The sequence below is a fragment of the Rhodococcus parequi genome (genome assembly GCF_046042785.1).
Taxonomy (GTDB): domain Bacteria; phylum Actinomycetota; class Actinomycetes; order Mycobacteriales; family Mycobacteriaceae; genus Prescottella; species Prescottella parequi.
This window is the reverse complement of sequence record NZ_JBDLNV010000003.1, coordinates 393,677-420,421: the sequence shown is the minus strand read 5'-3', so window position 1 is coordinate 420,421 and position 26,745 is coordinate 393,677. Positions and strand designations below refer to the sequence as shown.

At 70.1% G+C, this 26,745-nt stretch carries 25 protein-coding genes; 15 read left to right on the top strand and 10 right to left on the bottom strand.

All coding sequences use genetic code 11. The annotated features are described in order from the left end of the window. Positions 1–69 precede the first annotated feature (69 nt). Positions 70–3,594 (top strand): TM0106 family RecB-like putative nuclease, encoded by a 3,525-nt coding sequence (locus ABEU20_RS10250; RefSeq protein WP_420164300.1) that lies wholly within the window; start codon positions 70–72, stop codon positions 3,592–3,594. Here ABEU20_RS10250 and ABEU20_RS10245 read toward each other — a convergent pair. Continuing rightward, the gene (locus ABEU20_RS10245; protein WP_420164299.1) at positions 3,564–4,742 is read right to left on the bottom strand and encodes an amino acid deaminase/aldolase; all 1,179 of its coding nucleotides are present in this window, start codon (positions 4,740–4,742) and stop codon (positions 3,564–3,566) included. The genes ABEU20_RS10250 and ABEU20_RS10245 overlap by 31 nt on opposite strands. 59 nt (positions 4,743–4,801) lie before the next feature. Then, positions 4,802–5,473 (bottom strand): TetR/AcrR family transcriptional regulator, encoded by a 672-nt coding sequence (locus tag ABEU20_RS10240; protein WP_420164298.1) that lies wholly within the window; start codon positions 5,471–5,473, stop codon positions 4,802–4,804. A 77-nt stretch (positions 5,474–5,550) separates the two neighbouring features. Between ABEU20_RS10240 and ABEU20_RS10235 the strand changes: the two genes are divergently transcribed. From ABEU20_RS10235 to ABEU20_RS10225, 3 genes are all read left to right on the top strand, one after another. Further along, the gene (locus ABEU20_RS10235) at positions 5,551–6,861 is read left to right on the top strand and encodes a D-arabinono-1,4-lactone oxidase (RefSeq protein ID WP_420164297.1); all 1,311 of its coding nucleotides are present in this window, start codon (positions 5,551–5,553) and stop codon (positions 6,859–6,861) included. A gap of 52 nt (positions 6,862–6,913) precedes the next feature. Continuing rightward, complete coding sequence (locus tag ABEU20_RS10230; protein WP_420164296.1) at positions 6,914–8,257, top strand: amidase family protein; 1,344 nt, start codon at positions 6,914–6,916, stop codon at positions 8,255–8,257. 89 nt (positions 8,258–8,346) lie between these two features. Further along, positions 8,347–9,519, top strand: coding sequence for a thiolase family protein (locus ABEU20_RS10225; RefSeq protein ID WP_420164295.1), 1,173 nt, complete (start codon positions 8,347–8,349; stop codon positions 9,517–9,519). 125 nt (positions 9,520–9,644) lie between these two features. Here ABEU20_RS10225 and ABEU20_RS10220 read toward each other — a convergent pair whose 3' ends face one another. Further along, positions 9,645–10,502, bottom strand: a complete 858-nt coding sequence (locus ABEU20_RS10220; RefSeq protein WP_420164294.1) for a hypothetical protein — start codon at positions 10,500–10,502, stop codon at positions 9,645–9,647. 211 nt (positions 10,503–10,713) lie between these two features. Here ABEU20_RS10220 and ABEU20_RS10215 point away from each other — a divergent pair, with 211 nt between their 5' ends. The 3 genes from ABEU20_RS10215 (at position 10,714) to ABEU20_RS10205 (ending at position 11,870) form a co-directional block, all read left to right on the top strand. After that, on the top strand, positions 10,714–11,253 hold the full coding sequence (locus tag ABEU20_RS10215; protein ID WP_420164293.1) for a Dps family protein: 540 nt from the start codon (positions 10,714–10,716) through the stop codon (positions 11,251–11,253). A gap of 41 nt (positions 11,254–11,294) precedes the next feature. After that, entirely contained in the window at positions 11,295–11,534 is a 240-nt protein-coding gene (gene mbp1 / locus ABEU20_RS10210) for a microaggregate-binding protein 1 (protein WP_420164292.1), read from the top strand. 75 nt (positions 11,535–11,609) lie between these two features. Then, complete coding sequence (locus tag ABEU20_RS10205; RefSeq protein ID WP_420164291.1) at positions 11,610–11,870, top strand: GlsB/YeaQ/YmgE family stress response membrane protein; 261 nt, start codon at positions 11,610–11,612, stop codon at positions 11,868–11,870. Positions 11,871–11,926: 56 nt separating this feature from the next. Here ABEU20_RS10205 and ABEU20_RS10200 read toward each other — a convergent pair whose 3' ends face one another. The 6 genes from ABEU20_RS10200 to ABEU20_RS10175 all read right to left on the bottom strand — a co-directional run bounded on the left by ABEU20_RS10200 (position 11,927) and on the right by ABEU20_RS10175 (position 19,437). After that, positions 11,927–12,895 (bottom strand): adenosine deaminase, encoded by a 969-nt coding sequence (locus tag ABEU20_RS10200; RefSeq protein WP_420164290.1) that lies wholly within the window; start codon positions 12,893–12,895, stop codon positions 11,927–11,929. Positions 12,896–12,900: 5 nt separating this feature from the next. Next, a complete protein-coding gene (locus ABEU20_RS10195; protein WP_420164289.1) occupies positions 12,901–13,662 on the bottom strand; it encodes a crotonase/enoyl-CoA hydratase family protein in 762 nt (253 codons plus the stop codon). Continuing rightward, complete coding sequence (locus ABEU20_RS10190) at positions 13,652–15,166, bottom strand: class I adenylate-forming enzyme family protein (protein WP_420164288.1); 1,515 nt, start codon at positions 15,164–15,166, stop codon at positions 13,652–13,654. Before ABEU20_RS10190 ends, ABEU20_RS10195 begins: the two co-directional genes overlap by 11 nt. Positions 15,167–15,250: 84 nt before the next feature. Continuing rightward, a complete protein-coding gene (locus ABEU20_RS10185; protein WP_420164287.1) occupies positions 15,251–16,069 on the bottom strand; it encodes an enoyl-CoA hydratase/isomerase family protein in 819 nt (272 codons plus the stop codon). Positions 16,070–16,091: 22 nt separating this feature from the next. Beyond that, positions 16,092–16,973, bottom strand: a complete 882-nt coding sequence (locus tag ABEU20_RS10180; protein WP_420164286.1) for an alpha/beta fold hydrolase — start codon at positions 16,971–16,973, stop codon at positions 16,092–16,094. 100 nt (positions 16,974–17,073) lie between these two features. Further along, positions 17,074–19,437 (bottom strand): ATP-binding protein, encoded by a 2,364-nt coding sequence (locus ABEU20_RS10175; protein WP_420164285.1) that lies wholly within the window; start codon positions 19,435–19,437, stop codon positions 17,074–17,076. Between the two features lie 94 nt (positions 19,438–19,531). Here ABEU20_RS10175 and ABEU20_RS10170 point away from each other — a divergent pair, with 94 nt between their 5' ends. Then, positions 19,532–20,236 carry a GNAT family N-acetyltransferase gene (locus ABEU20_RS10170; protein WP_420164284.1) on the top strand — a complete coding sequence of 235 codons (705 nt, stop codon included), beginning with the start codon at positions 19,532–19,534 and terminating at the stop codon, positions 20,234–20,236. A gap of 50 nt (positions 20,237–20,286) precedes the next feature. After that, positions 20,287–21,360, top strand: a complete 1,074-nt coding sequence (locus tag ABEU20_RS10165; protein ID WP_420164283.1) for a glutathione S-transferase family protein — start codon at positions 20,287–20,289, stop codon at positions 21,358–21,360. 6 nt (positions 21,361–21,366) lie between these two features. Here the strand turns inward: ABEU20_RS10165 and ABEU20_RS10160 are convergent, their stop codons facing one another. Continuing rightward, positions 21,367–21,753 (bottom strand): VOC family protein, encoded by a 387-nt coding sequence (locus ABEU20_RS10160; RefSeq protein ID WP_420164282.1) that lies wholly within the window; start codon positions 21,751–21,753, stop codon positions 21,367–21,369. 179 nt (positions 21,754–21,932) lie between these two features. On the opposite strand from ABEU20_RS10160, the gene ABEU20_RS10155 reads away from it, so the two are divergent. From ABEU20_RS10155 to ABEU20_RS10130, 6 genes are all read left to right on the top strand, one after another. Beyond that, positions 21,933–22,652, top strand: a complete 720-nt coding sequence (locus tag ABEU20_RS10155) for a hypothetical protein (protein ID WP_420164574.1) — start codon at positions 21,933–21,935, stop codon at positions 22,650–22,652. Positions 22,653–22,687: 35 nt separating this feature from the next. Then, positions 22,688–23,512, top strand: coding sequence for an alpha/beta fold hydrolase (locus ABEU20_RS10150; protein ID WP_420164281.1), 825 nt, complete (start codon positions 22,688–22,690; stop codon positions 23,510–23,512). A gap of 29 nt (positions 23,513–23,541) precedes the next feature. After that, positions 23,542–23,952 (top strand): DUF6153 family protein, encoded by a 411-nt coding sequence (locus ABEU20_RS10145; RefSeq protein WP_420164280.1) that lies wholly within the window; start codon positions 23,542–23,544, stop codon positions 23,950–23,952. A gap of 82 nt (positions 23,953–24,034) precedes the next feature. Further along, on the top strand, positions 24,035–24,742 hold the full coding sequence (locus ABEU20_RS10140) for a DUF305 domain-containing protein (RefSeq protein ID WP_420164279.1): 708 nt from the start codon (positions 24,035–24,037) through the stop codon (positions 24,740–24,742). Between the two features lie 121 nt (positions 24,743–24,863). Next, the gene (locus tag ABEU20_RS10135) at positions 24,864–25,925 is read left to right on the top strand and encodes an ABC transporter ATP-binding protein (protein WP_420164573.1); all 1,062 of its coding nucleotides are present in this window, start codon (positions 24,864–24,866) and stop codon (positions 25,923–25,925) included. Continuing rightward, positions 25,922–26,695: an ABC transporter permease gene (locus tag ABEU20_RS10130; RefSeq protein WP_420164278.1), complete on the top strand. Its 774-nt coding sequence runs from the start codon at positions 25,922–25,924 to the stop codon at positions 26,693–26,695. Before ABEU20_RS10135 ends, ABEU20_RS10130 begins: the two co-directional genes overlap by 4 nt. Positions 26,696–26,745: the final 50 nt, after the last annotated feature.

The window sequence follows — 26,745 nt, the reverse complement described above, 5'->3', positions numbered from 1 at the left end:
CCGCGCACACCTCCCCCACCTGTCGGGGTGCGGTGGCACAATCGCCCGAACCGACCGGGAAGGGGCGCGATGTTCCTGCAGGGCGACGCGATCGTGTACAGCACGGGGGACCTGACCGCGGCCGCCGCGTGCGAATTCGCACTGCTGCGTCGGCTCGACGGCCTGCTGGGGTTCGCCGCCCGGTCACCGGCCCCGGGCGCCGATCCCATGCTGCAGCGCGCGTCGCGACTCGGCGCGGCGCACGAGCGCCGGGTGCTCGGCGACTTCGAGTCCCGCTACGGACGGGTGGAGACGCTCGCCCGCCCCGAGTACACGGCCGTCGGCCTGTTCGACGCGCACCGCGCCACGATCACGGCGGCGCTCGCGGGCGTCCCGGTGATCCACCAGGGCACGTTCTTCGACGGTAGGTTCCTCGGGTTCTGCGACTTCCTGGTCCGGGAGGACGAGAACGGGCCCGCCTACACGGTGTACGACGCCAAACTGTCCCGCCACGTCGAGGTCGCCGCACTGCTGCAACTGGCGGCGTACGCCGACGCGCTCGACGCCGCGGGCATCCCTCCCGCTCCCGAGGTGCACCTGTTGCTCGGCGACGGCACGGACTCGGTGCACTCGCTGGCCGATCTCCTCCCGGTGTACCGGGCCCGCCGGGCGGCGCTGCAGCGCATCCTCGACCGACACCGGGCCGGCGACGCTCCCGCCGTGTGGGGCGACGACCGCTATATGGCGTGCGGTCGGTGCGAGACGTGCGCGCCCGAGGTCGGCAGTCGCCGAGACCTCCTGCTGGTGGCGGGGATTCGGATGAGCACCCGGGAGAAGCTCGTGTCTGCCGGGGTCACGACGATCGACGCGCTGGCCGCCGCAGACGCCCCGGTTCCGGGCATGTCGCCGGCGGCACTCGGCGCCCTGCGGGCCCAGGCCGCGATCCAGATCCGTCAGGAGACCTCCGGAACGACCGAGCACGAGGTCTTCGATCCCGCCGCCCTCGCAGCGCTGCCACCACCCGATCCCGGCGACATCTACTTCGACTTCGAGGGCGATCCGTTGTGGGCCGAATCGGGATCGGCGAACTGGGGTTTGGAGTATCTATTCGGCGTACTCGAGGAGTCCGCAGCGGGCGGCACGCCGCTGTTCCGGCCGTTCTGGGCGCACGATCGAACCGAGGAGCGCCGAGCGCTGTCGGCTTTCCTCGCCTACGTCCGGGAGCGACGCGCCGCGCATCCCGACATGCACATCTACCACTACGCGGCGTACGAGAAGTCCGCGTTGCTGCGCCTGGCCGGGCGCCACGGGGTCGGCGAGGAGGATGTCGACGAACTGCTGCGGGACGACGTCCTGGTGGACCTCTATCCGATCGTTCGCGCGTCGCTGCGGATCGGCGAACGGTCGTACAGCATCAAGAAACTCGAACCGCTGTACATGGGCGATCGTCTGCGCGGCAACGACGTCACCACCGCGGCCGACTCGGTCGTCGCATACGGTCGCTACTGCGACCTCCGCGATCAGGGCCGGTCCGGCGAGGCCGCCGAGGTGCTCCGCGAGATCGGTGCCTACAACGAGGACGACTGCGTCTCCACTCGCGAGCTGCGCAACTGGCTCCTGGCCCGCGCCGCCGAACACGGCGTCTTCCCCCGCCCGCGCGACACCCCGCCGACGGCAACCGAACCCGAGGAGGACAGCGCCGCCGAACGCACCCTGCGCGATTTCGCGGGCGAGGGCCCCGCCGCGGCACGGAGCGCCGACCAGCAGGCCGCGGCGCTCGCGGCAGCGGCTGTCGGGTATCACCGGCGCGAACGGAAACCGTTCTGGTGGGCGCACTTCACCCGCTTGAACGATCCGGTGGACGAGTGGCCCGACACCGGCGACGTGCTGGTGGTGGACGACGCCGAGGTGGTACAGAGCTGGCACAAGAGCACACCGAAACAGCGCAAGCAGCGTCGGCACGTGCGGCTCACCGGCACCTTCCGCACGGGTAGCGCGGTGACGGCCGGCGCAGAAGTGTTCCCGCTGTACGACACTCCGGTTCCGGGCGCCAAGACCGCGGCCCGCCCCGGCGGACGCGCCTGGTCGACGGCCGTCGTGCTGTCGGTGGGCACGGATGCGAACTTCGACGACGTCGTGGTGATCGAGGAGTTGCTCACCGGCGACGCCGAGTTCGACGCCACGCCGATGGCGCTGACGCCCGGGCATCCGATCGCGACGGTCCGGATCGAGCGCGCCATCGAGGAATTCGCGCGGGCCACGGCGGACGCTCTGCCCGGTCTGCCCGCGAACGCGGCAACGGACATCCTGCGGCGGGTGCCGCCGCGCCTGCGTAGCGGCTCGGCGCTGCCGACGATCCGGGGATCCGACGCCGCCACAGCGATTGCCGCCGCGCTCGCCGACCTCGACGACTCGTACCTCGCGGTGCAGGGTCCGCCCGGAACGGGCAAGACGTTCACCGGCGGCAGGGTCGTCGCTCGCCTCGTCGCCGCACACGGCTGGCGGGTCGGGGTGGTGGCGCAGTCGCACTCGGTGGTGGAGAACATGCTCGATGCGATCGTGGACGCGGGAGTCGACGGCTCCCTGGTGGCGAAGAAGGCGGGTCCGGCGCAGGGCCGACGATGGACCACGATCCCCGCGACTGCATACCCGGACTTCGTTTCCGACGCGCCCGCCGGGTGCGTGATCGGCGGGACGGCGTGGGACTTCGCCCATTCCGACCGCGTGCCGGTCGGGAGCCTGGACCTCCTGGTGATCGACGAGGCCGGTCAGTTCTCACTGGCGAACACGATCGCGGTGAGCGCGTGCGCGCGGAACCTTCTCCTCCTGGGCGACCCGCAGCAGCTCCCGCAGGTCAGCCAGGGCACCCATCCCGAGACGGTCGACGAGTCCGCCCTCGGATGGCTCGCCGCCGGGTACGACGCGCTACCCCGCGACCGCGGCTACTTCCTGGAGCGCACGTGGCGCATGCACCCGTCGCTGTGCGAAAGGGTGTCCCGGCTGTCGTACGACGGCCGACTCCGTTCGGAGGAACCGGTCACGACCGCGCGACACCTCGCGGGCATCGAACCCGGAGTGCACACCGAGATCGTCGAGCACGTCGGAAGATCGACCGATTCCCCCGAGGAATCGGCGGCGATCGTCACCCGGATCCGGGCACTGATCGGCCGGGCGTGGACCGACCCGAGCGCGTTCGACGGCACCCGGCCGCTCGGCCAGGCCGACGTCCTCGTTGTGGCGCCGTTCAACGCGCAGGTCGCGCGGCTTCGACAGTATCTCGCCGCGGCTGGGCTTCCCGACGTCCCAGTCGGGACCGTCGACAGGTTCCAGGGCCGTCAGGCCGCCGTCGTCCTCGTGTCGATGACGGCGTCGACAGCGGACGACGCCCCACGCGGGATGTCGTTCCTGTTGTCCCGCAACCGGCTGAACGTCGCGGTATCGCGCGGAAAGTGGTGTGCGGTCGTCGTGCGCTCACGCACGTTCGCGCACCACCTGCCGCCCACACCCACCGCCCTCGCCGAACTGGGGGCGTTCCTGCGGTTGGCCCCGGAGCCGGACGAGGACCGCGACGACATGCGGCTCGGTCAGCCGAAGCACATTCCTTCACCGCGATAGGTCGGGGTCGCCGTCGCGCGCCCGTCCTCGTCCACGAGATGGACCTCGGTGAAGCGCTCGCACAGTTCGCCTGCCTTCGCGTGGCGGAACCACACCCGGTCCCCCACTGCGAGTTCGGCCGCGGCGGCGCCCGTCACGGGCGTCTGCACCTCGCCGGCGCCCTCGTTGCGCAGCAGCTTCAGTCCGCTCGGCCACACGGGAGCCGGCACACGTGTCTTTCCCGCAGGCCCCGAGGCGATGTAGCCGCCGCCGAACAGCGTGGTGATCTTCGGGGTCGGCTTGCGGACCGCGGGCAGCGCGAAGAACATGGCCGGGCGCGGCGAGAACGAGTGGTACCGGTCGAACAGTGTGGGCACGTACAGACCGGAGCCCGCGGTCACCTCGGTGACGACCGAATCGGCCGAGCTCACCTCGAGCGAGCCCGTGCCACCGCTGTTGACGATCTCGAGTTTGCCGACCTCGGCGGTGACGGCATCGACGACTGCCGTTCGCCGGGTGGACAGTTCGGCAGCCGACAACTTCTTGACCATCCGGACCGCGAAGCTGGTGTCCGGCAGCCCGGCGATCTGAGCCTCGTAGAACATGACCCCCACGACGGCGAATCCCCGATCGGCCGCGGCGGCGGCGAGGCGGGCAACCTGGCTCGGGTCCCGCAGCGGCGACCGGCGCACCCCGAGATGCGCGGGACCGAGCCGCAGCGACGCATCGACGTCGAGGCAGATCCTCGGCCGCACCCGGTCCGAGCCGACCGCGTCGCGGACGAGGTCCAGCTGGTCGACGTCGTCGACCATGAGGGTGATGCGGTCGAGGAGCGCACTGTCGGAACCGAGTTCGGCGAGCGCGGCCCGGTCCACCGTGGGGTAGCCCATCAGCACGTCCTCCGCACCCTGCCGAGCGAGCCAGACGGCCTCGCGCAGCGAGTACGACATGATGCCGCGGAAGCCTCCCGACGCCGTCAGACCGGAGCCGAGTGCGATCTCGAGGACGGCGCGGCACCGCACCGACTTGCTCGCGACCCGTACCGGCGTACCCTCCGCGCGCCGAACCAGGTCGTCCGCGTTCGTGCGCAGCGTCGCGAGATCCAGTGCCGCCAAGGGCGGGTCCAGGCTCGCGGTCGCAGCGGTGAGTCGCTCGATCGTCGCAGTCACATCAGTTCCGTTCGTCGGTCCCGCCGGGCACACGGGAAGCAGGCGTCCGGATCAGTCGATCACTCTCCTGAACGATTGTCCAGGTCTGCGCCCTCCTCGACGGCCTTGCTCCCGACGATGCGAACCAGGTCGTCGAGCTCGGTGAGGATCGCGGCACTGTCGCGATCGACCAGCCAGCGCAGCACGATTCCGTCGATGACCGCGAGCGCGAACCGCGCGATCGCCTCCACCGGCTCGGTCCACGTGCAACCCGTGCGCCGAGCGCTCTCCTCGAGGAACACGGTGGCCTCGATGTCCATGACCCGGTACTGCTCGTCCGCGACACTCCCGGCGAGCGGCGCGCCCGCGGCGCGGTGCCGCAGCGCGTAGGCGGTTATCTCGTACGTGAGCAACTGGCGGTCGGCCGTGGCCTCTATGAGCGGCCACATTCCGGTGAGACCCGTGTGGAGCACCTCGCGCAGGTCACGGAGCCCGCTGAGCTCCTGCGCGTCCCAGACCGACGCGAAAGACTCACGCATTCCACCGCTGAGCTGCAGCACCAGGCTCTCGGCCATTGCCGCGACCAGCGCTTCCTTACTCTCGAAGCAGTAGTGCACCACGCCGAGCGAGACGCCCGCCTCCTCGGCCACGGCACGGATGGTCACTGCCGCAATGCCACCCCGTTCGGCAATGTTCAACGCCGCTTCGACGAGCTGGGCGCGGCGCTCTTCCGCTGGAAGCCGATTCAACATCCCATGATCGTAAAACCCGGAGACGAATTTTCGTGTCTCATTTGCCTGGACGCTCGTCCAGGTGAATAGTTGCGGGAATGGCACAGGACACGTGGCGCAACTGGGCGGGGACCCACTCGTCGACACCACACCGTTTCGAGACTCCTCGATCGGTGGCCGAGCTGAGCATGCTCGTCGCGAAAGCAACCGAGCAGGGATTACGCGTCAAAGCCGTGGGGGCGGGCCATTCGTTCACCGGGGTAGCCGTCACCGACGGCATCCTCGTCAGTCTCGACAACATCTGTGGCATCGAGTCGGTCCGGCAGACGCCGGAAGGCCCGGTCGCCACCGTGTTCGCCGGGACACGCCTGCGCAGCCTCAACGAGCAGTTGTGGGACCGCGGGCTGGCGATGATCAACCTCGGCGACATCGACGTGCAGTCGATCGCCGGCGCCCTCGGCACCGGTACCCACGGAACCGGGGCCCGCTTCGGCGGCCTGGCGACACTGATCCGCGGACTGCAGATCGTGCTCGCCGACGGCACCGTCGCGGACTGCTCCGAGACCGAGAATCCCGAGCTGTACCAGGCGGCCCGAGTAGGACTCGGCGCCCTCGGCATCATCACCAAGCTCGATCTGGCGGTCACCTCCGCGTACGCGTTGCACGCGTCCGAGGGACCGGCCCGATTCGACGAAACACTCGACGGGCTCGAACACGACCTCGAGAGCGTCGACCATTTCGAGTTCTACTGGTTCCCGCACACCAATCGCGTACTGACGAAACGCAACACCCGGCTCCCCGGAGACACCGCACTCGAACCGCTGAGCAGGATTCGCGGCTGGTTCGACGACGAGCTCACCTCGAACACCCTCTTCGAGGGCATCAACCGACTGACGACGGCCTTCCCGGCCACGATCCCGCAGATCAACCAGATCTCCGCACGGGCGCTGTCCGCACGCCAGTTCACGGACCGCAGCTATCGCGTGTTCGCGTCGCCACGGCGGGTGCGCTTCCGCGAGATGGAATACGCGGTGCCCGTCGAGGCAGTGAAGGACACGCTGCGGGAGATCGCGAACTGGCTCGACCGATCCGGGTGCAACATCGCTTTCCCCGTCGAGGTGCGATTCGCGCCCGGCGACGACGTGTGGATGTCGACCGCGAACGGCCGCGACAGTGCCTACATCGCGGTGCACCAGTATCACCGCCGCGATCACCGCGCCTACTTCGACGCTGTCGAGACCATCGCGCGTGCCGCCGACGGCCGTCCGCACTGGGGCAAGATGCACGGCCGCACCGCGGAGGACCTGCGTCCCACGTACGCCCGGTTCGACGACTTCTGCACGGTGCGCGACAAGCACGACCCGTCACGCACCTTCGACAACGAGTACCTCCGCCAGGTTCTGGCCTGACACCCACCCGATCGACCGAATTACCGGTCGGCACATCGCTAGTGTGAGCGATGTGCCGACCGGACCGGAGCCACCACGACTCGATCGTCGCGCCTTCCTGCGGGCGGCCGGCGCTCTGGCCGCCGTCGCCGGGGGGACCACACTGATCGCGGGCTGCGGAGACGGCCCGAAGGACCCGGGGGTTCCGCCACTTCCGGGCGGAGACGTCGTCCCCGACGACAAGTCGATCTGGCGCGTCCTCGGCGATCCACTCGTTCCCGCAACGGGTTCCGGACCCGCGGGCGGCCTACGGGTGGCGGTCACCGATCTCTTCGCGATCGAGGGACAGCGCATCGGCGCCGGCAACCCGGCGTGGCTGGGTCAGGCATCCACGGAGACGGCGACCGCGGACAGTGTGGCCCGCTTGCTCGCGCTGGGCGCGACCGTCACCGGCATCGCGCAGACGGTGGGCTTCGGATTCGGACACTCCGGAATCAACACCGCCTACGGAACGCCCCCCAACCCGGCGGCCACCGGACGGGTTCCCGGCGGCGCGACGTCGGGCGCGTCGGCAGCGGTCGCCCGCCGCACCGCGACCGTGGGGCTGGGCCCGGACACGACGGGATCGGTGCGAATCCCCGCCTCCTACCAGGGGCTGTACGGGTTCGGCGCCACCCACGGTGCCGTGTCGACCGCCGGATTGATGCCGCTCTCGCGCACGTTCGACACTGTCGGCTGGGTGTGCGCCGACGCGGCGACACTCACCACCGTCGGCGACGCCCTGCTGCCGGCCGCACCGGAAGCTGCGATCGACGCGGCAGTCACCTCACCGGCGCTGGTCGCGATCGCCGACGCCGGGGTCCAACCCGCGGTCCGGTCCGCTCTCGGGCAGTGGAAACGCTCGGGCCTGCCGACGCTCACCGAGGAAGACCTGGACATCGCCGCGCTGCCCGACTGGTACGACGCGGTCGCCGCGGTCCAGGGGTACGAGGCGTGGCAGCAGTACGGCGGCTGGGTGTCCACCGCGACCGGTTCGGTCACCGACGAGGCTCGGGTGAACTTCCTTGCCGCGTCCAAGGTCTCGGAGTCCACCTACGAACGCAGCCTTGCCGAGGTGCGTGCGGCTGCACAGATCGTCCGCGACTTCCTGGGCTCGCGTGTGCTGCTCCTGCCGACGACGGGATCGGTCGCGCCGTCGACTGCCGACGATCCGGGAAGCGTCCACCTCGCCGCCACGCTGCGGACCACCGGGCTGCTGATCTCGGTGGCGACCGTCGCCGGGCTCCCGGTGGCCACTGTGCCCGTCCGATACGACGGCGGACTCCCGGTCGGGCTGTCGGTGATCGGCCCGCAGGGGCGGGACCGCGACGTGCTCACTCTGGTTGCGCGGCTCGTCCGAGCCGGTGTCGCTGCCTGACCACGCCATCCAAACCGACGGCCGGTCATCAGCATATTTCTTGAACTGATTACACTCGATCCACTTACCTTCGGAGAGAGTGAGGCGACATGCGTGACGCAGTAATCGTCGAGGCAGTACGTACCCCCATCGGCAAGCGCAAGGGCTCGCTTGCGGACGTGCACGCAGTGGAGCTGTCCGCCCACGTGCTCCGCTCGATCGCCCAGCGCACCGGCATCGATCCGGCGATCGTCGACGACGTCTACTGGGGCAACGTCAACAGCGTCGGCATGCAGACCGGCAACATCGGCCGCATGGCCGTCCTCGGCGCCGGCTGGCCCGAATCCGTTCCGGGCCTCACGGTCGACCGCCAGTGCGGCTCGTCCCAGCAGACCATCTCGATGGCCGCCGCATCGGTCATCTCGGGCCAGGCCGACGTCATCGTCGCCGGCGGCGTCGAGATGATGACCGCGGTTCCGCTCGGCTCGTCGAACGTCCCGGGCACGGGCGATTCCGCCGGACCCGCGCGTGAGCGCTACGCCGCGCAGCTCGAGGCCCCCGGCTTCAATGGCCGCTTCAACCAGGGCGTCGGCTCCGAGCTGATCGCACAGCAGTGGAACATCTCGCGTGCCCAGCTCGACGAGTACTCGGTGGCCTCGCACGAGCGCGCCGCCGCCGCGCAGGACTCGGGCGCCTTCGACGCCGAGATCGCGCCCTTCACGCTCGCCGACGGCACCGTGTTCTCCGCCGACGAGGGCATCCGCCGCGGCTCCACCACCGAGAAGCTCGGCCAGCTGAAGTCGCCGTTCCTCGAGGGCGGCGTCATCACCGCCGGTAGCGCGTCGCAGATTTCCGACGGCGCCGCCGCGGTGCTGGTCATGACCTCGGAGAAGGCCAAGGCGCTGGGCCTGACGCCACTGGCTCGCATCCACACCGCGGTCGTCGCCGGCGACGACCCGGTCAAGATGCTGACGGGTCCGATCCCCGCGACTGCGCTGGCGCTGAAGAAGTCGGGTCTGTCGATCGACGACATCGATGCATTCGAGGTCAACGAGGCCTTCGCGTCGGTGCCGATGGCGTGGCAGCTCGAGACCGGTGCGTCGTCGGAGAAGATGAACCCACTGGGCGGCGCGATCGCCCTCGGCCACCCGCTGGGCGGCTCGGGTGCACGTCTGGCCGCGACGCTGGTGCACCACCTGCAGCGCACCGGCGGCCGCTACGGTCTCCAGACGATGTGCGAGGGCGGTGGCACCGCGAACGCCACCATCTACGAACGCATCTGAGCTCAGGCAGCGAACTCCGAAGGCGGCCGGCCCCGAACGGGACGGCCGCCTTCGTGGCATCTCGGGCCCGGCCCGCGTGCAGCGTCGCGATCGTGAGACCGACGGCGCCCTCGACAGGTGGGGCGTCAGGGCCCTTCTACCGCAGCCTCCGCCTCCCCGACCCGGTCGAGTGCTCGCCGCAGCTCCTCGCGCGCAGCTTCCGCCGCCTCGCCGGCAGCACGCTCCGCCCGGCGGGCGAAATCGGCCTGCTCTTCGAGTCGACTCCGTTCGCGATCGAGCTCTGCAAGGCGAGTGGTAATCGCCGTCAGATCCTCCGCGGCACGGGCATGCTCGCGGTCGCGGGCAGCGGAGCCATCCCGAGCCGCCGCTTCGTCCGCACGGGCGGCATCGAGTTCGGCACGGGCGGCGACATCGAGTTCGGCACGCGCCGCCGATGAGTCGTCCTCTGCTCCGTCATCCACCTCCTGACCTTTCTCCGAATCGACTGCCGCGCCGACGGATTCGAGCGATGCCGGGCCGAATCCGCTGTAGCTCGCCGCACCCAGGATCCGCCCGCGCCGCACGGTCTGCGCCAGCTCCGGGTCCGCCATCGCAGCATGGAGGGTCTGTGCGACGTCCCGCAGCGCCGCCTCCCCGACGCTTCGACCGCGCCGTGCAGCGAGCTCACCCGCGCGCGCGGCGAGTACCCGGACCAGGCGCTGACGCTGCGCGGTCAGCTCGCGCAGCGCCTGGGGATCGAGTCGCCGCTGCGCGGTTCGCAGCGCATCCCCGAGCGAGAGGATCGCGTCTATCTCGTCCGGCCGCTCCCGCGCCAGCAGGTTCACCAGCCATCCGACGACCGTCGGCTTCTTGAGCCCGGAGACCGCCTTGGCCGCGTCGCGATCCTTCTCCGCCCGCGCCCGTTCGACCCATTCGGTGCGCGCCCTGACGAACTCGGCGGGATCGAGTTCGTAGAGTTCGTCGGCCACCCTGTCGACATCCACAGGTCGATCCTGACACCGCGCGGCACCCTCAGCCGAGGACCTTGTTTACGCTCTCGAGCTGCGGCAACTTATCTGCCGTGCAAGACATAGATTTTGTAGTACCGTTGGAAACGACAACATCGCTTCACCGAGGAAGAGTTCGTATCCGGCAACTCGGATGCGTGAACCCCACGGCGAAGGGGAACACCTGGAGAGGACGAAAGGACAGACGATGACGAACTTCACCGTTCCGGGACTGACCGCCGAACAGGGCTCCGAGGTCGCCAAGACTCTGCAGAACCGGCTCAGCGCCTACAACGATCTGCATCTCACGCTCAAGCACATCCACTGGAACGTCGTGGGACCGAACTTCATCGGTGTGCACGAGATGATCGATCCGCAGGTGGAACTGGTTCGCGGGTACGCGGATGCCGCGGCGGAGCGCATCGCCGCTCTCGGTGCCTCCCCCAAGGGCACGCCGGGCGCCATCGAGAAGGATCGCTCGTGGGACGACTACTCGGTCGGCCGTGACAGCGCGCAGGCCCACCTCGCGGCCCTCGACCTGGTCTACACCGGCTTGATCGAGGACAACCGCAACGCCATCCGCACAGTCGGCGAGATCGACCCGATCACCGAGGACATGCTGATCGGCCAGACGGCCGAGCTCGAGAAGTTCCAGTGGTTCGTCCGCGCGCACCTGGAGAACTCCGGTGGTCAGCTCGCGAACGAGGGCGAGCCCACCGAGCAGAAGGCGGCGGCCGCAGCCCGCTGATCGACCCGACCGACAGACCACCAGAGGGGAAAGGATTCGCGATGAGCGATCAGCACAAGAGTGGACCGGCCGAAGGCGCCGAGGGCGTCGTCGAAGGTATCAAGGGCAAGGTGAAGGAGGTCGCAGGCGCACTGACCGGCCAGGACGATCTCCGCCGCGAGGGTGCAGCCCAGCAGGACAAGGCAGCTGCCCAACGCGAGGTCGCGCAGAAGGAGGCCGAGGCCGAGAAGGCCCGCGCCGAGGCCTCTGCGCAGGAGGCGCGTCAGCGCGCCGAGCAGTAACCGCAGCCCGACGAATCCCGGTCCGGGTGGCCAGTCGGGGGCGCCCGGACCGTCCTCTTCTCGAAAGGACCGCTCATGCTCTCTCTCGGAATTCTCGGATGGATCATCATCGGCGGTCTCGCCGGCTGGATCGGCAGCAAGGTCATGAAGACCGACGAACAGATGGGCATCATCCTCAACATCGTCGTCGGCATCATCGGCGGTCTGCTCGGCGGCTTCATCCTCAGCGCCTTCCTCGACGTCGAAGGTGGCGGACTGATCTTCAGCTTCTTGACGTGCCTGTTCGGCGCGATCATCCTGCTGTTCCTGGTCAAGCTCGTCACCGGACGACGCTGACACCCGACGGAGGTGCCCCGGTCACGGTTGTGACCGGGGCACTTCCACGTGTGCGGTCAGGGCGTCAGGAGCTCGGCCTTGCGCGCCTCGCTCGCGAACGACGCCTCGATGGAGTTGCGGGCCAGTACCTCCACTTCCGCATCGGTGAGACCGATGCCGCTGCGCAGTTGCGCGAAGTTGTCGCCGACATCGCCGCCGAAATAGGCGGGGTCGTCGGAGTTCACGGTGACGCGCAGGCCGGCCTGCAGCATGGTGCGGAGCGGATGGTCCGATATCGAATCCACCACCCGCAGGCGGACGTTCGACAGTGGGCACACCGTGAGCGGGATCTCCTCGTCGACCAGGCGCGCCACCAGCGCCGGGTCCTCGAGACATCGCACGCCGTGATCGATGCGTTCGGCGCCGAGCAGGTCGAGTGCCTGCCAGATGTATTCCGGCGGCCCCTCCTCCCCTGCGTGCGCCACCACATGCAGGCCCTCGGACCGGGCGCGGGCGAACACGTCCTCGAACAGCGTCGGTGGATATCCGACCTCCGCCGAATCCAGGCCCACGCCCAGGAGGGGCGCCCGCAGGCGCAGCAGTTCACCGAGCATCTCCTCGGCATCGTGGACGGGCTGGTCACGGAGGAACGCGGCGAGCAGACCGCTGCTCACTCCGAACTCGCGCTCACTCGCCCCGAGTGCGTCGAGAATTCCGTCGAGCACCTCCTGCAGGGGGACGCCGCGGGTGACGTGCGCCTGCGGATCGAAGAAGATCTCCGCGTGCCGTACCCCCGCCGCCGCGGCGCGGCGCAGGTAGTCGCGGGTGAGGTCGGCGAAGTCCTCCGCGGTCCGCAGCACCGCCATGTTGGCGTAGTACAGATCGAGGAACGACTGCAGGTCGGTGAACTCGTACCGTGACTCGAGGTCCGCGAGCCCGCTGTACGGAAGGTGCATGCGGTTGCGCTCGGCCAGCGCGAAGATCAGCTCCGGCCCCAGCGCACCCTCGATGTGCATGTGCAACTCCGCAAAGGGTGTCGTGGCCATGACCGTCAGCGCCCCTTCCACACTGGGGCGCGCTTCTCCGCGAAGGCGGTGGCGCCCTCACGTGCGTCCTCGGAACCGAACACCGGCGCGATCACCTCGAGCTGCCTGGCGAACGCCTCGTCGGCCGACCACTCGCCGGACCGGACGAGCACCTCCTTCGTCTTCGCGACGGCGAGCGGACCGTTGACCGTGATCCGTTCCGCGAGCGCAAGAGCCCCCGCGAGCGCGCCGCCGGGTTCGGTCAGCGTGTTGACGAACCCGTACGCGGCAGCCTCCTCGGCGGTGAACTGATCGCCGGTGAGCGCGTACTCCATCGCCTTCTGGTACGGAATCCGCTGGGGCAGACGCAGCAATCCGCCCGCGCCCGCGGCCAGCCCTCGCTTGACCTCGGGAATGCCGAAGCGCGCCTCCCTCGACGCCACCACCAGATCGGTCGCGAGCACCAACTCGGTGCCGCCCGCGAGCGCGTAGCCCTCCACAGCGGAGATGATGGGTTTGCGGGGCGGTGCCTCGGTGAATCCGAGCCCCTTACCCGGTGCCACGATGTTCTCGCCCGCCACGAATGCCTTGAGATCCATGCCCGCGCAGAAGTTTCCGCCGGCGCCGGTGAGAATGGCCAGCGACAGGCCGTCGTCCGCGTCCAGATCGTCGACGGCAGCTGCCAGACCCCGGCTCACCGCCCCGTTGATCGCGTTGCGGGCCTCCGGACGGTTGATCGTGATGACCAGCACCCGATCGCGGCGCTCGAGCAGAACCTCATCCGACATCGACACTTCCCTTCTTCGTGGAACACGAGCCTTCCAGCCACGCACGCACCGACCGGCGATCGACACGCCCCGTCGATCCCCGCGGCAGGCGCTGCACGCTCGCACACAACCGAGGCGGCAGACGGTGTCCGAGCGGGCGGTCGAGGTATTCCCGGACCGCACCGATGTCGAGCACGATGCCCGGCGCCGGCACCACCGCCACCCCGAGATCGGGTCCCCGCGGCGTCGAGACACCCACGACGACGGCCTCCTCGATGCCCGGGAAGTCGAGAAGCACGTCCTCGATCTCGCGACCGTAGACGACGCCGCGCGGGATCTCGACGGCGTCGGCCGCGCGGCCCGCGAACCGCACGTCCCCGCTCGGCCCGACCCGCACGACGTCGCCGGTGTGCAGCCAACCACCGGCGATCGTGCGCGCGGTGGCGGCGGGGTCGCCCCAGTACCCGCGCATGACGCTCGGCCCCCGGCACCACAGCTCGCCGACTCCGCCCTCGGTACCCGCAACCGCGAATTCCATTCCCCCGTGGAGCGATTCGGGGCGATGCGCATCCGTACCCATCCGCACGACGAGACCGGCACCACCGGTCTCGGTCATCCCCCAGCCCGAGACGACCTCCGCGGCGGGAAACCGCTCACGCAACCGGTGCAGGGTGGCCGCCGACAGCAGCTCGTCGTCGAGGGTGAGGAACCGGAGCGACCCGAGCGCCGACGAAGCGGCACGCGCCACCTGCCGGCAGAGCGGGGCGGGAGCCGAAAGCCTGCCCACACCTTCGGTATCGATTGCGTGCAGCACACGGTCGGCGTCGAAATCGGGCGCCAGCACGAGCGTGCCGCCGGACACCAGGGTGGGCAGCAGCTGCGCGACACACGCGGCAGCGGAACTCAGCGGCAACGCCACCGCGTGCCGCACACCGTCCGCCGCGCCGCCCCACGACCCGATCACCGCCTCGACGGTGGACAGGACGTTCTCGTGACTCAGTTCGACGCCCTTCGGCGTTCCCGTGGTCCCGCCGGTGTAGAACAGCAGGGCCGAATCGCCGGGCGATGCACCGTCGTCCATGAACGGCGTCCCGCTGGGCAGTGCGTCGTCGAGCACCAGCAGGCTGCCACTGTCGTCGAGGATGTGCCTGACCTGCCAGCTCTCGTGCCCCGGGTGCACCGGGACCGGCACGCCGCCGGCAAGCAGCACCCCGAGGAAGGCCTGCACCCACCGCGCCCCGTTCGGCATCCGGATCGCGACCCGATCACCGATGCCGACTCCCTGCTCGAGCAACCCGCCGGCGACCATCGACGCCGACGCCCACAACTGGGCGTAGGTCAGCCGCGGACCACCCCCGAACTCGACGACGGCCTCGCGGCCCGCGAACCGGTGCGCGCAGATGTCGAGCAACTCGGTGAGGCACGGCGTGAGCCCGGTGTAGTGCAGCAGGCCGTCGGCACGGCGCACCATCCGGTCGCCGAGCGACGGATCCGTCGCGGCCGGGTACTCGAGCAGCGACGCCATAGCCACCTCCACCGAGTCGGTTTGGCCCCGACTATATGACCCCCGTCACAGAAGTGGCGAGCGAACCACGCGGCCGGCGTTGCGTCATCGCCCGGCGTACGTCGCGTGCCCGGGCCCGACATCCAGGAAGCTGCGCACCGCGCGACGCAGGTCGTCGGTGCCGAAGAGTTCCCCCGACACTTCGGGGGTGACCGAATCGGCGTGTCCGACACCGCCCGACCGCCAGGCCGCGACGATGCTCTTGGTCGCGGCGTGCGCACGGGTCGGGCCGTCCGCGAGCCGAGCGACCAGCGCCCGCGCCTCCGCGTCGACGTTCTCGTGCACGTAGTTGACGACGCCCCATTCGCGCAGGGTCGCGGCGTCGTACAGGTCGGCGGTCATCACCAGTTCGCGGGCCCGCCCCGATCCGGCTCGCTCCGCGAGGCGCTGCGGGCCGCCCATCGACGGGGTGAGGGCGACGACCGTCTCCACCAGGCCGAACCGCGACTTCGGTCCGGCGACGACGATGTCGCACGCCAGTGCGATCTCGAACGCCGCGGTGAGGGTGAGTCCGTGCGCCGCGAACACGACCGGGCACGGCAGCGCCTCGATCGGGTGGCAGATCCGCGCGAACAGCGACTCCCACAGTTCGGCCCCCTGCTCCGGCGTCAGCCCGTCGAACACGTGGACGTCGACGCCCCCGGAGACCACCTTCCCCTCGGCCCGGAGCAGCACCGCCCGCGGCGGGTGCGCCGTGAGTACCGCGATGTCGGCGACGACGGCGTCGAACATGGCCTGATCGAAGAGGTTCAGCGGCCCGTGGTCGAGGGTGAGGACGGCGATCTCGGCACCGGCGTCGGTCGTGAATCGTTCGAGGCGGGTGGGACGTGAACTCCCCGACGCCTGCCCGGTTGTCTCGGTCATCGCCCCAGCGTCGCACAGGCCGTCAGACCGCGGCACCCCTCGTGGACCGCAGGACGCTCCCCATCGCCCGGCCGAACCCGTCCGGGTCACCGATCAGCCAGCCGTGGCAGCCGGCGACGCGATGGACGGGCGGCTCCCGCAGCGCGGTCCGCAGGGACTCGAAGCTGGCGCGCGGAATGAAGGTGTCGCCACTGCTCCACACCAGCGTGGTCGGCAGTCCCCGGTCGACGAGCTGTGCGGCCTCGGACCGCAGATCCGCGGATCGGGCCAGTTCACCGATCCGCCACAGCGCGGCCGGATCCCGCACCGCGTTACGCAGACCCGCGCTCGCGATGGACGCGATCGCCGATGCCGGAGTTCCGGTCAGGACCGCGTCGGCGATCGCGGACGCTCCCCACCGCCACAGCGGCCGGTGCCGGATCTCGCGGACGGTTCCGCTCGGGGACCATGCACCGCCGCCGACCGAGTTGACGAGCACCAGCTCCGACACCCGGTCACCGAGCCCGTGGGAGGAGGCTAGAGCCACCCCTCCTCCGAACGAATGACCGACCATGGTGACCGGCTCGTCGATCCCGAGAGCGTCGAGGAAACGGGCGACCCACCCCGCGTATCCGGCGAATCCGTGGCTGCTCGCCGGCAGGGCGTTCGTGCCGCCGAAACCGGGCAGCGCCGGCGCGTACACGCGCACTCCCGTGGCTGCCAGGCGCTCCACAGCGCCCCCGTAGGTGTGCGGCGCCAGACCGAAGCCGTGCAGGAACACGACCGGCGCGCCGGAACCCGCAGTGCCGTACGGGACGGCGCGACCGTCGACGGCGACGTCGCGCCAACGAATGCGTCGACGAACCTCGGCGACTCCGTCCGCGGAGGGCGCGATCGAACGATGTGCGGGTGCGTGGTCGTGCACGTCGGGTACCTCGACTTCCGGTATGCGATGCGTCACACACTTCTCGGAACCCGAGAATCCCGGGACGGTCGATCTACCCGTTTCGACTACGTGTTTCCGCTCAGTCCCGGCCCTGCTCGGCCACCCACGCAGCGATCTGGGTGCGGGACCCGAAACCCAGTTTGGCGAGCACCCGCTCGACGTGTCCCTCCGCCGTCCGCTGCGAGATCACCAGGGTCTCGGAGATCTCCCGGTTCGTCAGACCCCGAGCGACGAGGTCGGCGACCTGCCGTTCCCGGCGGGTGAGGGCCGGCGCCTCCTCGGTAGGTACCACGATCCGCATCGGTGCCGTCGGCGCATCCATCTCGCGCCGGGTGAGGCCGGAGGCGTCGCTCCGGCCGAGCGCGTAGTCCGCGGCCTCGGCGAACTCGAGCGTGGCCCCACGCGCGAGAGCACCCTCGAAGGCACGGTCACCGAGCAGGCTGCGGCTCTGTCGCCGGCACTCCTGGTGGTACATCAGCATGGTCGGCAGCAGCACGGGCGGCACCCCCATCGTCTGCCGCAGCGACTGCGCGGCACCCGAGAGGACGGCCGCCCGGTCGCCGTCCCGCGTGCGGGCAGCCTCCCACGCCAGCGACTCGAGACACCCGGACCCCGCGAAACGGTCGTCGACCTGGACGGTGAGTGCGAGAGCCTCCGCGACCAGGGAGCTCGCACGCTCGTGATCTCGCTGTCGCCACAGTGTCAGGCCCAGCAGGAACATCGCTCGCGCGCGGTACTCCGATTCACCACGCGACCTCGTGATCGCGAGCACCTCCTCGTGGCAGGCTCGGGCCAGACCGATGTCCCCGTCCATCCCGGCCACGAGCCCGAGTGCCTGCAACGACCAGATCAGCCGGTGCGGATCGGTCAGGCTCCGGAACGGACCCATGGACTGTTCGAACAGCTCCATCGCCACGGACAGCTCGCCCCGGTACAGCGCCTGACGCCCGCGAGCATGCCCGACCATGGCGTCGACGACCGGATCCCCGACGGCCGACGCGAGACGGTCGGCCTCGGCGACCAGCGCGGCACCCGCCACGAAGTCCTCCTGCATGCCCGCAAGTTGGCTGGCCAGGCACAGCGCCGAGATCCGTGCGCGATCCGGACCGGAATCCGACGAGGCGAGCGCCCGCGTGAACCAGTGCCGCCCCTCGCCGAGCATCCCGCGACAGAACCAGAACGGATACAGCGCGTTCGCCAACCGGACCGCGTACTCACCCGCGCCGGGCTCGGCGACACTGAACTCGAGCGCGTCGCGCAGGTTGGCCCGCTCCCGGGTGAGGCGGGCGATCAGCTCCGGCTGCCGGGGACCGATCCACTCCGCCCGCGAGCGCTCGGCGAGACCGAGGTACCAGTCGCGATGGCGGGACCGGACCGGTCGGCACTCACCTGCCTCCTCGAGCTTCTCCTGCCCGTAGTCCCGGAGCGTCTCGAGCATCCCGTAGCGCACCCCGGTCGCCGACTTCTCGACCGTGAGGATGGACTTGTCGACGAGCGAGGCAACCAGGTCGAGCATGCTGCTCTCCCCCGGCCCACCGACGCAGACACCCTCGACGGCGTCGAGCTCGAAGCCTCCCGAGAACACTGCGAGCCGGCTCCACAGTCGCCGCTCCTCCCGCGTACACAGGTCGTAACTCCAGTCGACGCTCAGCCGCAGGGTCTGCTGACGGGTGGGCGCCACCCGGCTACCCGCGGTGAGGATGCGGTAGCGGTCGGTGAGGCGGTCGAGGATTTGATCGAGCGAGAGCGCCCGCAGCCGCGCAGCCGCGAGTTCGATCGGGAGCGGCAGCCCGTCCAGACGGTGACAGATCCGGGCGACCGTCTCCCGGTTGTCTTCCGTGAGCGTGAAATCCGGTACGGCCGCGCGGGCGCGTTCCTCGAACAGCGTCACCGACTCGTACCGCGGCAGCGCATCGAGGCTCGGCGGCCGGTCGGGGTCGGGCACCGGCAGCGGGGCAACACGCAGGACGACCTCGCCGCCGACGCCGAGCGGCTCCCGGCTCGTGGTCACGATCCGTACCCTCGGACATTCCCGCAGCAGTTCGTCGACGAGCTTCGCGGCCGCGTCCAACAGGTGTTCGCAGTTGTCGAGGATCAGCAGGACGTTCCGGTCCGCGAGGTGATCGACCAGTAGATGGGACGGCGACTGCGCGGCCTGGTCGTGGAGGCCGAACACCGCCGCGACCGTGTCGGGCACCAGACGCGGGTCGTGCAGGTCGGCGAGCTCGACGAACCACGCACCGTCCGGGAAGTCCCGCCGTACGTCCTCCGCCACTCGCAGTGCGAGGCGGGTCTTGCCGACCCCGCCGATCCCGATGAGCGTCACCAGCCGGGACTCGGCGAGCAAGCGCTTGGCGCCGGTGACGTCACGCCGCCTCCCGACGAACGTCGTCAACGTGGAGGGCAGGTTTCCCGGCCTCCTCCTACCTGCGGTGGGCGACATGAGCACTCACGCTCCCTCGATCCGCTTGCTGCTTCGACGGTACGCCGAACGACACCGGGCCAGCGTGCTGCGGACACGCACTACCGTTGAGCGCGTGGACGGCCATCAGATCGACATCATCCGGCTGGCGTGGGCTCGGGAACTGGGCCTTCCCGACCGCGCTCTCGGCGACCCGGGGACCCGTCACGTACGGGTCGACGAGGCGGCCGACCGGATCCGCTTCGTGACGGTCGCCGGCGCGAGCGCCCTCGTCGGCCCCGGTTGGGCCGTGGAACGGGCCGGGCAGCAGGACGACGACGAGCTGGTTCACGCGGGCGGGCTGCTCACCCTCGCGAAGGACCATGCCGGGCGCTGTTCCGGTCCCGTGGAGCTGGGCTGGGCTGCCGATTTCGGCAAGAGCATCGCTGTCGAGGAACCGCTCGTCTCCCACAAACGCGATCACGTCGTCGAGCTTCAGGGCCTGTGCCCGCCGGACGACGTCGCCGAGGCCGACCTGACCGGTAAGTCCACGTGGTACACCATCGTCGACGACGATCACCGGCCGCTCGCGTCCGCCGGCTACGCGGAATGGCAGGGCATCGTCGCCGACATGGGCGCGCTGACCGTGCCGTTCGCCCGCCGTCGCGGCCTGGGAGCGACCGCGGCCCAGCTGGCGACCAACGACGCCCTCGACGCCGGCCTGATCCCCCAGTGGCGGGCCCACCGCGACAACGTCGCGTCGCGCCGGTTGGCCGCACGTCTGGGCTACGAGGAACTCGGAACCCACCTGTCTGTCGCGGTGACTGCCAGTACCGTGTGAGGAAGCCAGGTGAGACGGAACATCGACACACGGAGCGGAGCTGATGTGCGATGAGCGACTACGGTAGCGGCGACCACACGGACCCGACATCCGCCCCCGACGTGGGCGCCGATTTCGTGGCACCCGGTGAGGAATTCACCCGCGACACGCGCTACATCACGACCCGGATCACCGCGGACGGCCGGGACGGCTATCCGGTCGAGCCCGGGAGGTACCGGCTGGTCGTGGCCCGCGCGTGCCCGTGGGCCAACCGCGCGATCATCGTCCGACGGCTGTTGGGGCTGGAAGGCGTTCTGTCGATGGGCATCTGCGGCCCCACCCACGACGAGCGCAGCTGGACGTTCGACCTCGATCCCGGCGGTGTCGACCCGGTGCTGAAGATCCCGCGATTGCAGGACGCCTACTTCGCCCGGTTCCCCGACTACCCACGTGGCATCACGGTGCCGGCGATGGTGGAGATCTCGACCGGCCAGGTGGTCACCAACGACTTCGCGCAGATCACGCTCGACCTGTCCACCGAGTGGAAGGAATTCCACCGTGAGGGGGCGCCCGACCTGTACCCGGAGGATCTGCGCGCCGAGATCGACGAGGTCGCGGACCTGGTGTTCCGCGACGTCAACAACGGCGTGTACCGCTGTGGCTTCGCGGGATCACAGGACGCCTACGACGCCGCGTACGACCGACTGTTCGACCGGCTGGACTGGCTCACCGAGCGCCTGTCGACGCAACGATTCCTGGTGGGCGACACCATCACCGAGGCGGACGTCCGGTTGTTCACGACGCTCGCCCGGTTCGACGCGGTGTACCACGGGCACTTCAAGTGCAATCGCAGCAAGTTGTCGGAGATGCCGGTGCTGTGGAACTACGCGCGAGATCTGTTCCAGACACCGGGTTTCGGGGACACGATCGACTTCACCCAGATCAAGCAGCACTACTACATCGTGCATCGCGACATCAACCCGACGCAGATCGTGCCGAAGGGCCCGGACCTGTCGCACTGGCTCGAACCGCACGGCCGCGAGTCGCTCGGCGGACGACCCTTCGGCAACGGCACGGCGCCACACCCGCCGCGTCCGGAAGAGGTTGTGCCACTGTCGCACTGGGCCACCGCGCAGCGGGACTGACGCCGCTCACTCCCCCGTGTAGGTACCGAAACTCCAGTACACGCCCTCCGGGTCGCGGCACGTGAATCCGCGCGAACCGTAGTCCTCGTCGCGCAGACCGTCGACGACGGACGCCCCGGCGTCCACAGCCCGCACGTAGAGCCCGTCCGGATCGTCCGTGACCAGGTACACCGCACCGACACCGCTGGGCAGATCGGTGAGCACGGAGTCCTCGCGCGGCGAGCCGAGCATCACGCCCCCGCCTCCGGGCCACACCAGTTCGGCGTGATCGACGCGGCTGCCCTCGCCGTACACGGCCTTCTCCTCGAAACCGAACGCCTCGACGAGGAACACGATCGCCGCGCGGGCGTCCGCGTACCGCAACGCGGGCCAGACCCCGGTCGTACCGGCCATGACGAACACCCACCCTCCGCTCGGCGTCACGGACCCGCCCAGCCTATCCGCGGCGCCGGCTCCTCCACCGGGAATTCGGCGGCCGTCCCGTCCGTTTCCATAGAGTCGGTGGCGACCCACCGGACCGCCGACACCAGATCCCGACGTGAGGACCGACGATGGCCGAGAAGCAGAGCCGAATGGAGTCGACGATCGTCTCCGTCCTGGACAACGCGAGTCGACTGCAGGCACCCGCAGTCGCGAAGTACGTCGAGCGCGTTCGCCGCGCCCATCCCGACGAGACACCCGCCCAGATCGTCGAGCGCATGGAGAAGATGTTCCTGACCGCCGTCACCGGCAGCGGCAGCGCGGTCGGCGCGGCCGCGGCGGTGCCCGCGGTGGGAACGGTCGCGTCGATCGCCGCGGTGGGCGCCGAAACCGCGTTCTTCCTCGAGGCGTCGGCCCTGTTGACGCTCGCGATCGCCTCGGTCCACGGCATCTCCCCCGTCGACCACCAGCAACGTCGCGCCCTCGTGCTGGCGGTGGCGCTGGGCGAGTCCGGGATGGAGATCGTCGAACGGACCACCGGGATCACCGCGACCAACTGGGCACGCCTGGTGACGGGCCGCATTCCGCCCGGAACGATGAAGGCGATGAACAGTTCCCTGGTCCGCAAGTTCGTGACCAAGTACGCCGCCAAGCGCAGCGCGCTGATCCTCGGCAAACTCCTGCCGGCCGGCGTCGGCGCCGTCATCGGCGGCGCCGGAAACCGAGCGATCGGACGCGGTGTGATCGACAATGCACGAGAGGCGTTCGGCACCGCCCCCGCGCAGTGGCACGATGGCATCGCCGCGCGCGGCGCGGCCCGACTGCACGTGGTCGAACCGCTCGACAGCGAGACCCGCGTCATCCGGCGCTGAGACCGAGGGCCGGACCCGAGGAAAGGACGGGCGCCGTGCTTCCCGAGAATCCCACTCCCGACCCGCCCCACGTCCTGTCCGCAGGCGCCGGAGACCGCACGGTGGTGCTCGTCCACGGGTACTCCGACCACGGGGGCACGTGGCAGAAGGTGATCCCGACGCTCGCCGAGCGCTACCGGGTGCTCGCCGTGGACCTGCCCGGCTTCGGGCGCAGCGCCGGGTACTGGCGCGAACCGCTCATCGACGGCTACGTCGACACCCTCGCCGATCTCGTCGCCGACGAACCCGAACGCGTCAGCGTGATCGGCAACTCGCTCGGGTCGGTGGCGGCACTCGCCTTCGCCTCGCGGCGTCCGGATCTCGTCGCGAACGTCGTGCTGTCGGACATGCCGGGCGTCACCCGGATTCCGCGCTCGTGGACTCGCGGCAGCCAGCTACGCCTCGACCGGATAACCCGTCTGCTCACCGCGCCGCTGCCCGACCGGTACCTGCAACAGATGATGGGCGCGGTGTACGCGGGTCTGGCGCTGCGTCATCCCCTCCGTGCCGACGCAGCCGTCCGCGCCGGGTACGCCGAGCACTACGCGACGCGGCAACAGGTCGCGAATCTGCTCGCGATCGGCGCCGTCGTCATCCGCGAGATCGCGCAACTCCCGATCCCCCGGATGCTCGACGAACTGACCGTGCCGGCGCTGCTGCTGTGGGGCGAGAACGACCTGCTCACCCCTGCCCGGGCGGCCCGACGAGTGCAGATCACCACCGACCGCTCGGTCGCCGTCATTCCGAGTTGCGGGCATTGTCCGCAGTTGGACTGTCCCAGCGAGTTCCTCGCGGAGGTACTGCCCTTCCTCGCCCGGTGACCCGCCCTCCCGGTCGGTACAGTCGAACCATGCCCGGCCAGCTTCGAGTGACGTTCGCTCGACTGGTGGCCCTGTGCGCGCTCGCCCTCGGCGTGCTGGCGATGCACCACGTGACGACGGGGACGCTCGCGGACTCGGCGTCTGCCTCGGGGTCGGCCAGCCATCACGGTCCGGGACCCGGCGGCGACTCGGCGCCGGCCGCCCCCGGCGACCCGAGCGACCCCGGACACGCTCCGGACCACGGGGCATTCCACCTCTGCCTCGCCGTGCTCGTCGCGGCCACCCTGACCCTGGCGATCTGGCTGCTGTTACGGACCGCCCGAGCGCAGCGCGTCCGGTTGCACAGAGCGGCAGGACCGGGCGGCCGGGCCGGCCGTGGACCACCGTTCGCTCGCACCACGTCGGCATTCCTCTCGTCCCTCTGCATCCTGCGGGTGTGACAGGGCCACTGCGGCGCGGCTCGTCGCCGTCCCGGCCGCAGTCCGGACCCCGATCACCGAGTACGTGAGGAACGAAGAAACCATGAACAGCAAGCGCATGCTCGTCGCCGTCGGCTCCGCCGCAGCGGTCGTCGCCCTCGTCGCAGGGTGCACCGACGACACGTCCGACGAGAACTCGACCACCAGCGCCACGACGAGCGCCTCCGCCACCGCGTCGGGCACGGCCGAGCAGGGCGGCGCGCACAACCAGGCGGACGTCGAGTACGTCCAGATGATGATCCCGCACCACGAACAGGCCGTCGAGATGGCCGAGCTCGTCCCGAGCCGCAGCGGCAACCCCGACGTCATCGCGTTGGCCGATCAGATCGAGAAGGCCCAGGGGCCGGAGATCGAGCAGATGGAGGGCTGGCTCAAGGCCTGGGGCGTGCCGGAACCGAGCAAAGCCGAACAGTCGCCGGACGCCACGACCGGATCCGAGCACGACGGGATGGACCACGGAACCTCGGTACCGGCCACTCCCGGCTCGACGATGTCCTCGATGCCGGGCATGGAGGGCGGCGGCCACGGCATGATGAGCGCCGACCAGATGCAGGCACTCGAGAACGCGAAGGGTGCCGAGTTCGACAAGATGTGGCTCGAGTTGATGATCGCGCACCACCAGGGTGCGGTCGCCAGTTCCGAGGAGATCCTGCAGACCGGGGAGAGCGAACAGGTGCGTCAGCTGGCGCAGCAGATCGTCTCCAGCCAGCAGGCCGAGATCACGCAGATGGAAGCGCTGCTGAACAAGTAGTCGCCGCGGTCGTCCCGGGTGCCCGGCCTCCCCGGCCGAGGTCGGGCACTCCGACCCGGACCGGTCGGTACCCTCGCTGTGATTCGATCGGGTGCGATCGACACGAGGGGGAATCGTGAGTATGCAGTTCGGAACGCCGGCCATCGAGGCCCGCGGGCTCAGCAAACGGTTCAAGGCCGTCCGGGCGGTGTCCGACCTGAGCTTCGCGGTCCCGTTCGGATCGATCACCGGGTTTCTCGGCCCCAACGGTTCCGGGAAGACGACGACCCTGCGGATGCTGCTGGGCCTGGTGCGCCCGACCGGCGGAGACGCCCGGATCCTCGGGGTTCCGTTCCACACGATCGAGGACCCCGCACGCGTCGTCGGTGTGGTCCTCGACTCCCGCGGCCTGCACCCCGGCCGCACCGCCGTCGACCATCTGCGCGTGTACGGGTCGGCGATCGGTGTCCCGGACGCCCGCGCCGCACAGGTGCTGCACCTCGTCGGCCTCACCGACGCCGCCGACCGCAAGGCCGGCACCTTCTCGCTCGGCATGCGCCAACGTCTGGCCCTGGCCACCGCCCTGCTCGGCGATCCACGGATCCTCGTCCTCGACGAGCCGTCGAACGGACTCGACCCCGAGGGCATCGCGTGGTTGCGTGACTTCCTGATCGGCTTCGCCCGCTCGGGCCGCACCGTGCTGGTGTCCAGCCATCTGCTGCGCGAGGTCGAGCAGATGGTCGACCATGTCGTGATCGTCAGTCGCGGCACCCTCGTCCACCAGGGTTCGATGGACGCACTCCGCGCCGCCCACCGGGCTCGGCTGTTGGTCGCGTGCTCGGACCCCGCCCGCCTCGCGACCGCGCTCGCGGCGACGGGAGTCGTCGACATCCAGCACCTCACCGACGGTCGCATCGCGATCGGCGGATCCGATCCCACCACCGTGGGCCGCGTTGCTGCCGGAGCGGACGTCACGGTGTTCGGCGCGGCCGCCGAGCACGTCGACCTCGAGCAGGTGTTCCTGGCGATGACGTCGGGGCAGTACGCCGCGCCCGGGCCGAGTGCCGCGCCGGGTTACGGCCCGCCGCCGCCCGGCTACGGCGCACCTCCGGGATACGGCCCGCCGCCCGAATACCCGCAGGCCCCGACGCCGCCGCCGATCCAACCCTGGTTCGGCCCCACGAACGGCGGTGGACCGCGGTGACCAGGCTGTTGACCGCGGAATTCCGCAAGGTGACCTCACTGCGATCCTGGTGGGCACTGGGCCTCGCACCGCTGTTGATCGGTGTGCTGTCCGGCGCGATCAGCATGCCGCTCGTCTCGTCGATCGCCGCGGAATCGGAGTCCGACGAGATCGGGGTCGCCGTCGCCGCCATCGGCCTGTTCGTCGCGCTCGGCTCGGTGTTCCTGTTCGCCGCACTGTTCGGCGCGGTCAACGCGGGCGCCGAGTATCGGCACAACACCTTCGCCGGCACGTTTCTCACCACCCGAGGACGAGACCGCGTCGTCGCCGCGAAGCTCGCGGTGACGGCCGGATTCGGGCTCCTGTACTGCCTGGTCATCGAGATCGTGAGCGTGCCGCTTCTGCTCGTCGCCGCGCCCGACGAGTTCCGGGTCGACGGGACGATCCTCGGCGTGCTCGTGATCGGGCTGCTCGCGTCGACGCTGTGGACGCTGCTCGGTGCCGGCCTCGCCCTGGCGACGGCGTCGTCGATCGGCAGTGCCGTCGCACTCGTGGCCTGGTACGTACTCGGCGAGGGCGTCGCGCGTCTCGTGCTGTCCGGGTTCGGACTCGACGCTCTCGGTCAGTGGCTGCCCGGATCGGTCACCGTCACCGCCTTCCTCGGCGCCGTCGACGAAGGCGCCCTCGACGGCGCGCCGGGATGGCCGCAGTCCCTGGTCGCGCTGGCACTGTGGGCGGCGGTGTCGTGCACGCTCGGGTGGTGGGCCACCCGCCGCCGCGACATCACCTGATCGACGGTCCCGCTGCCTCCGACGGCGCTGTCGGGGCGCCGGACTACCGT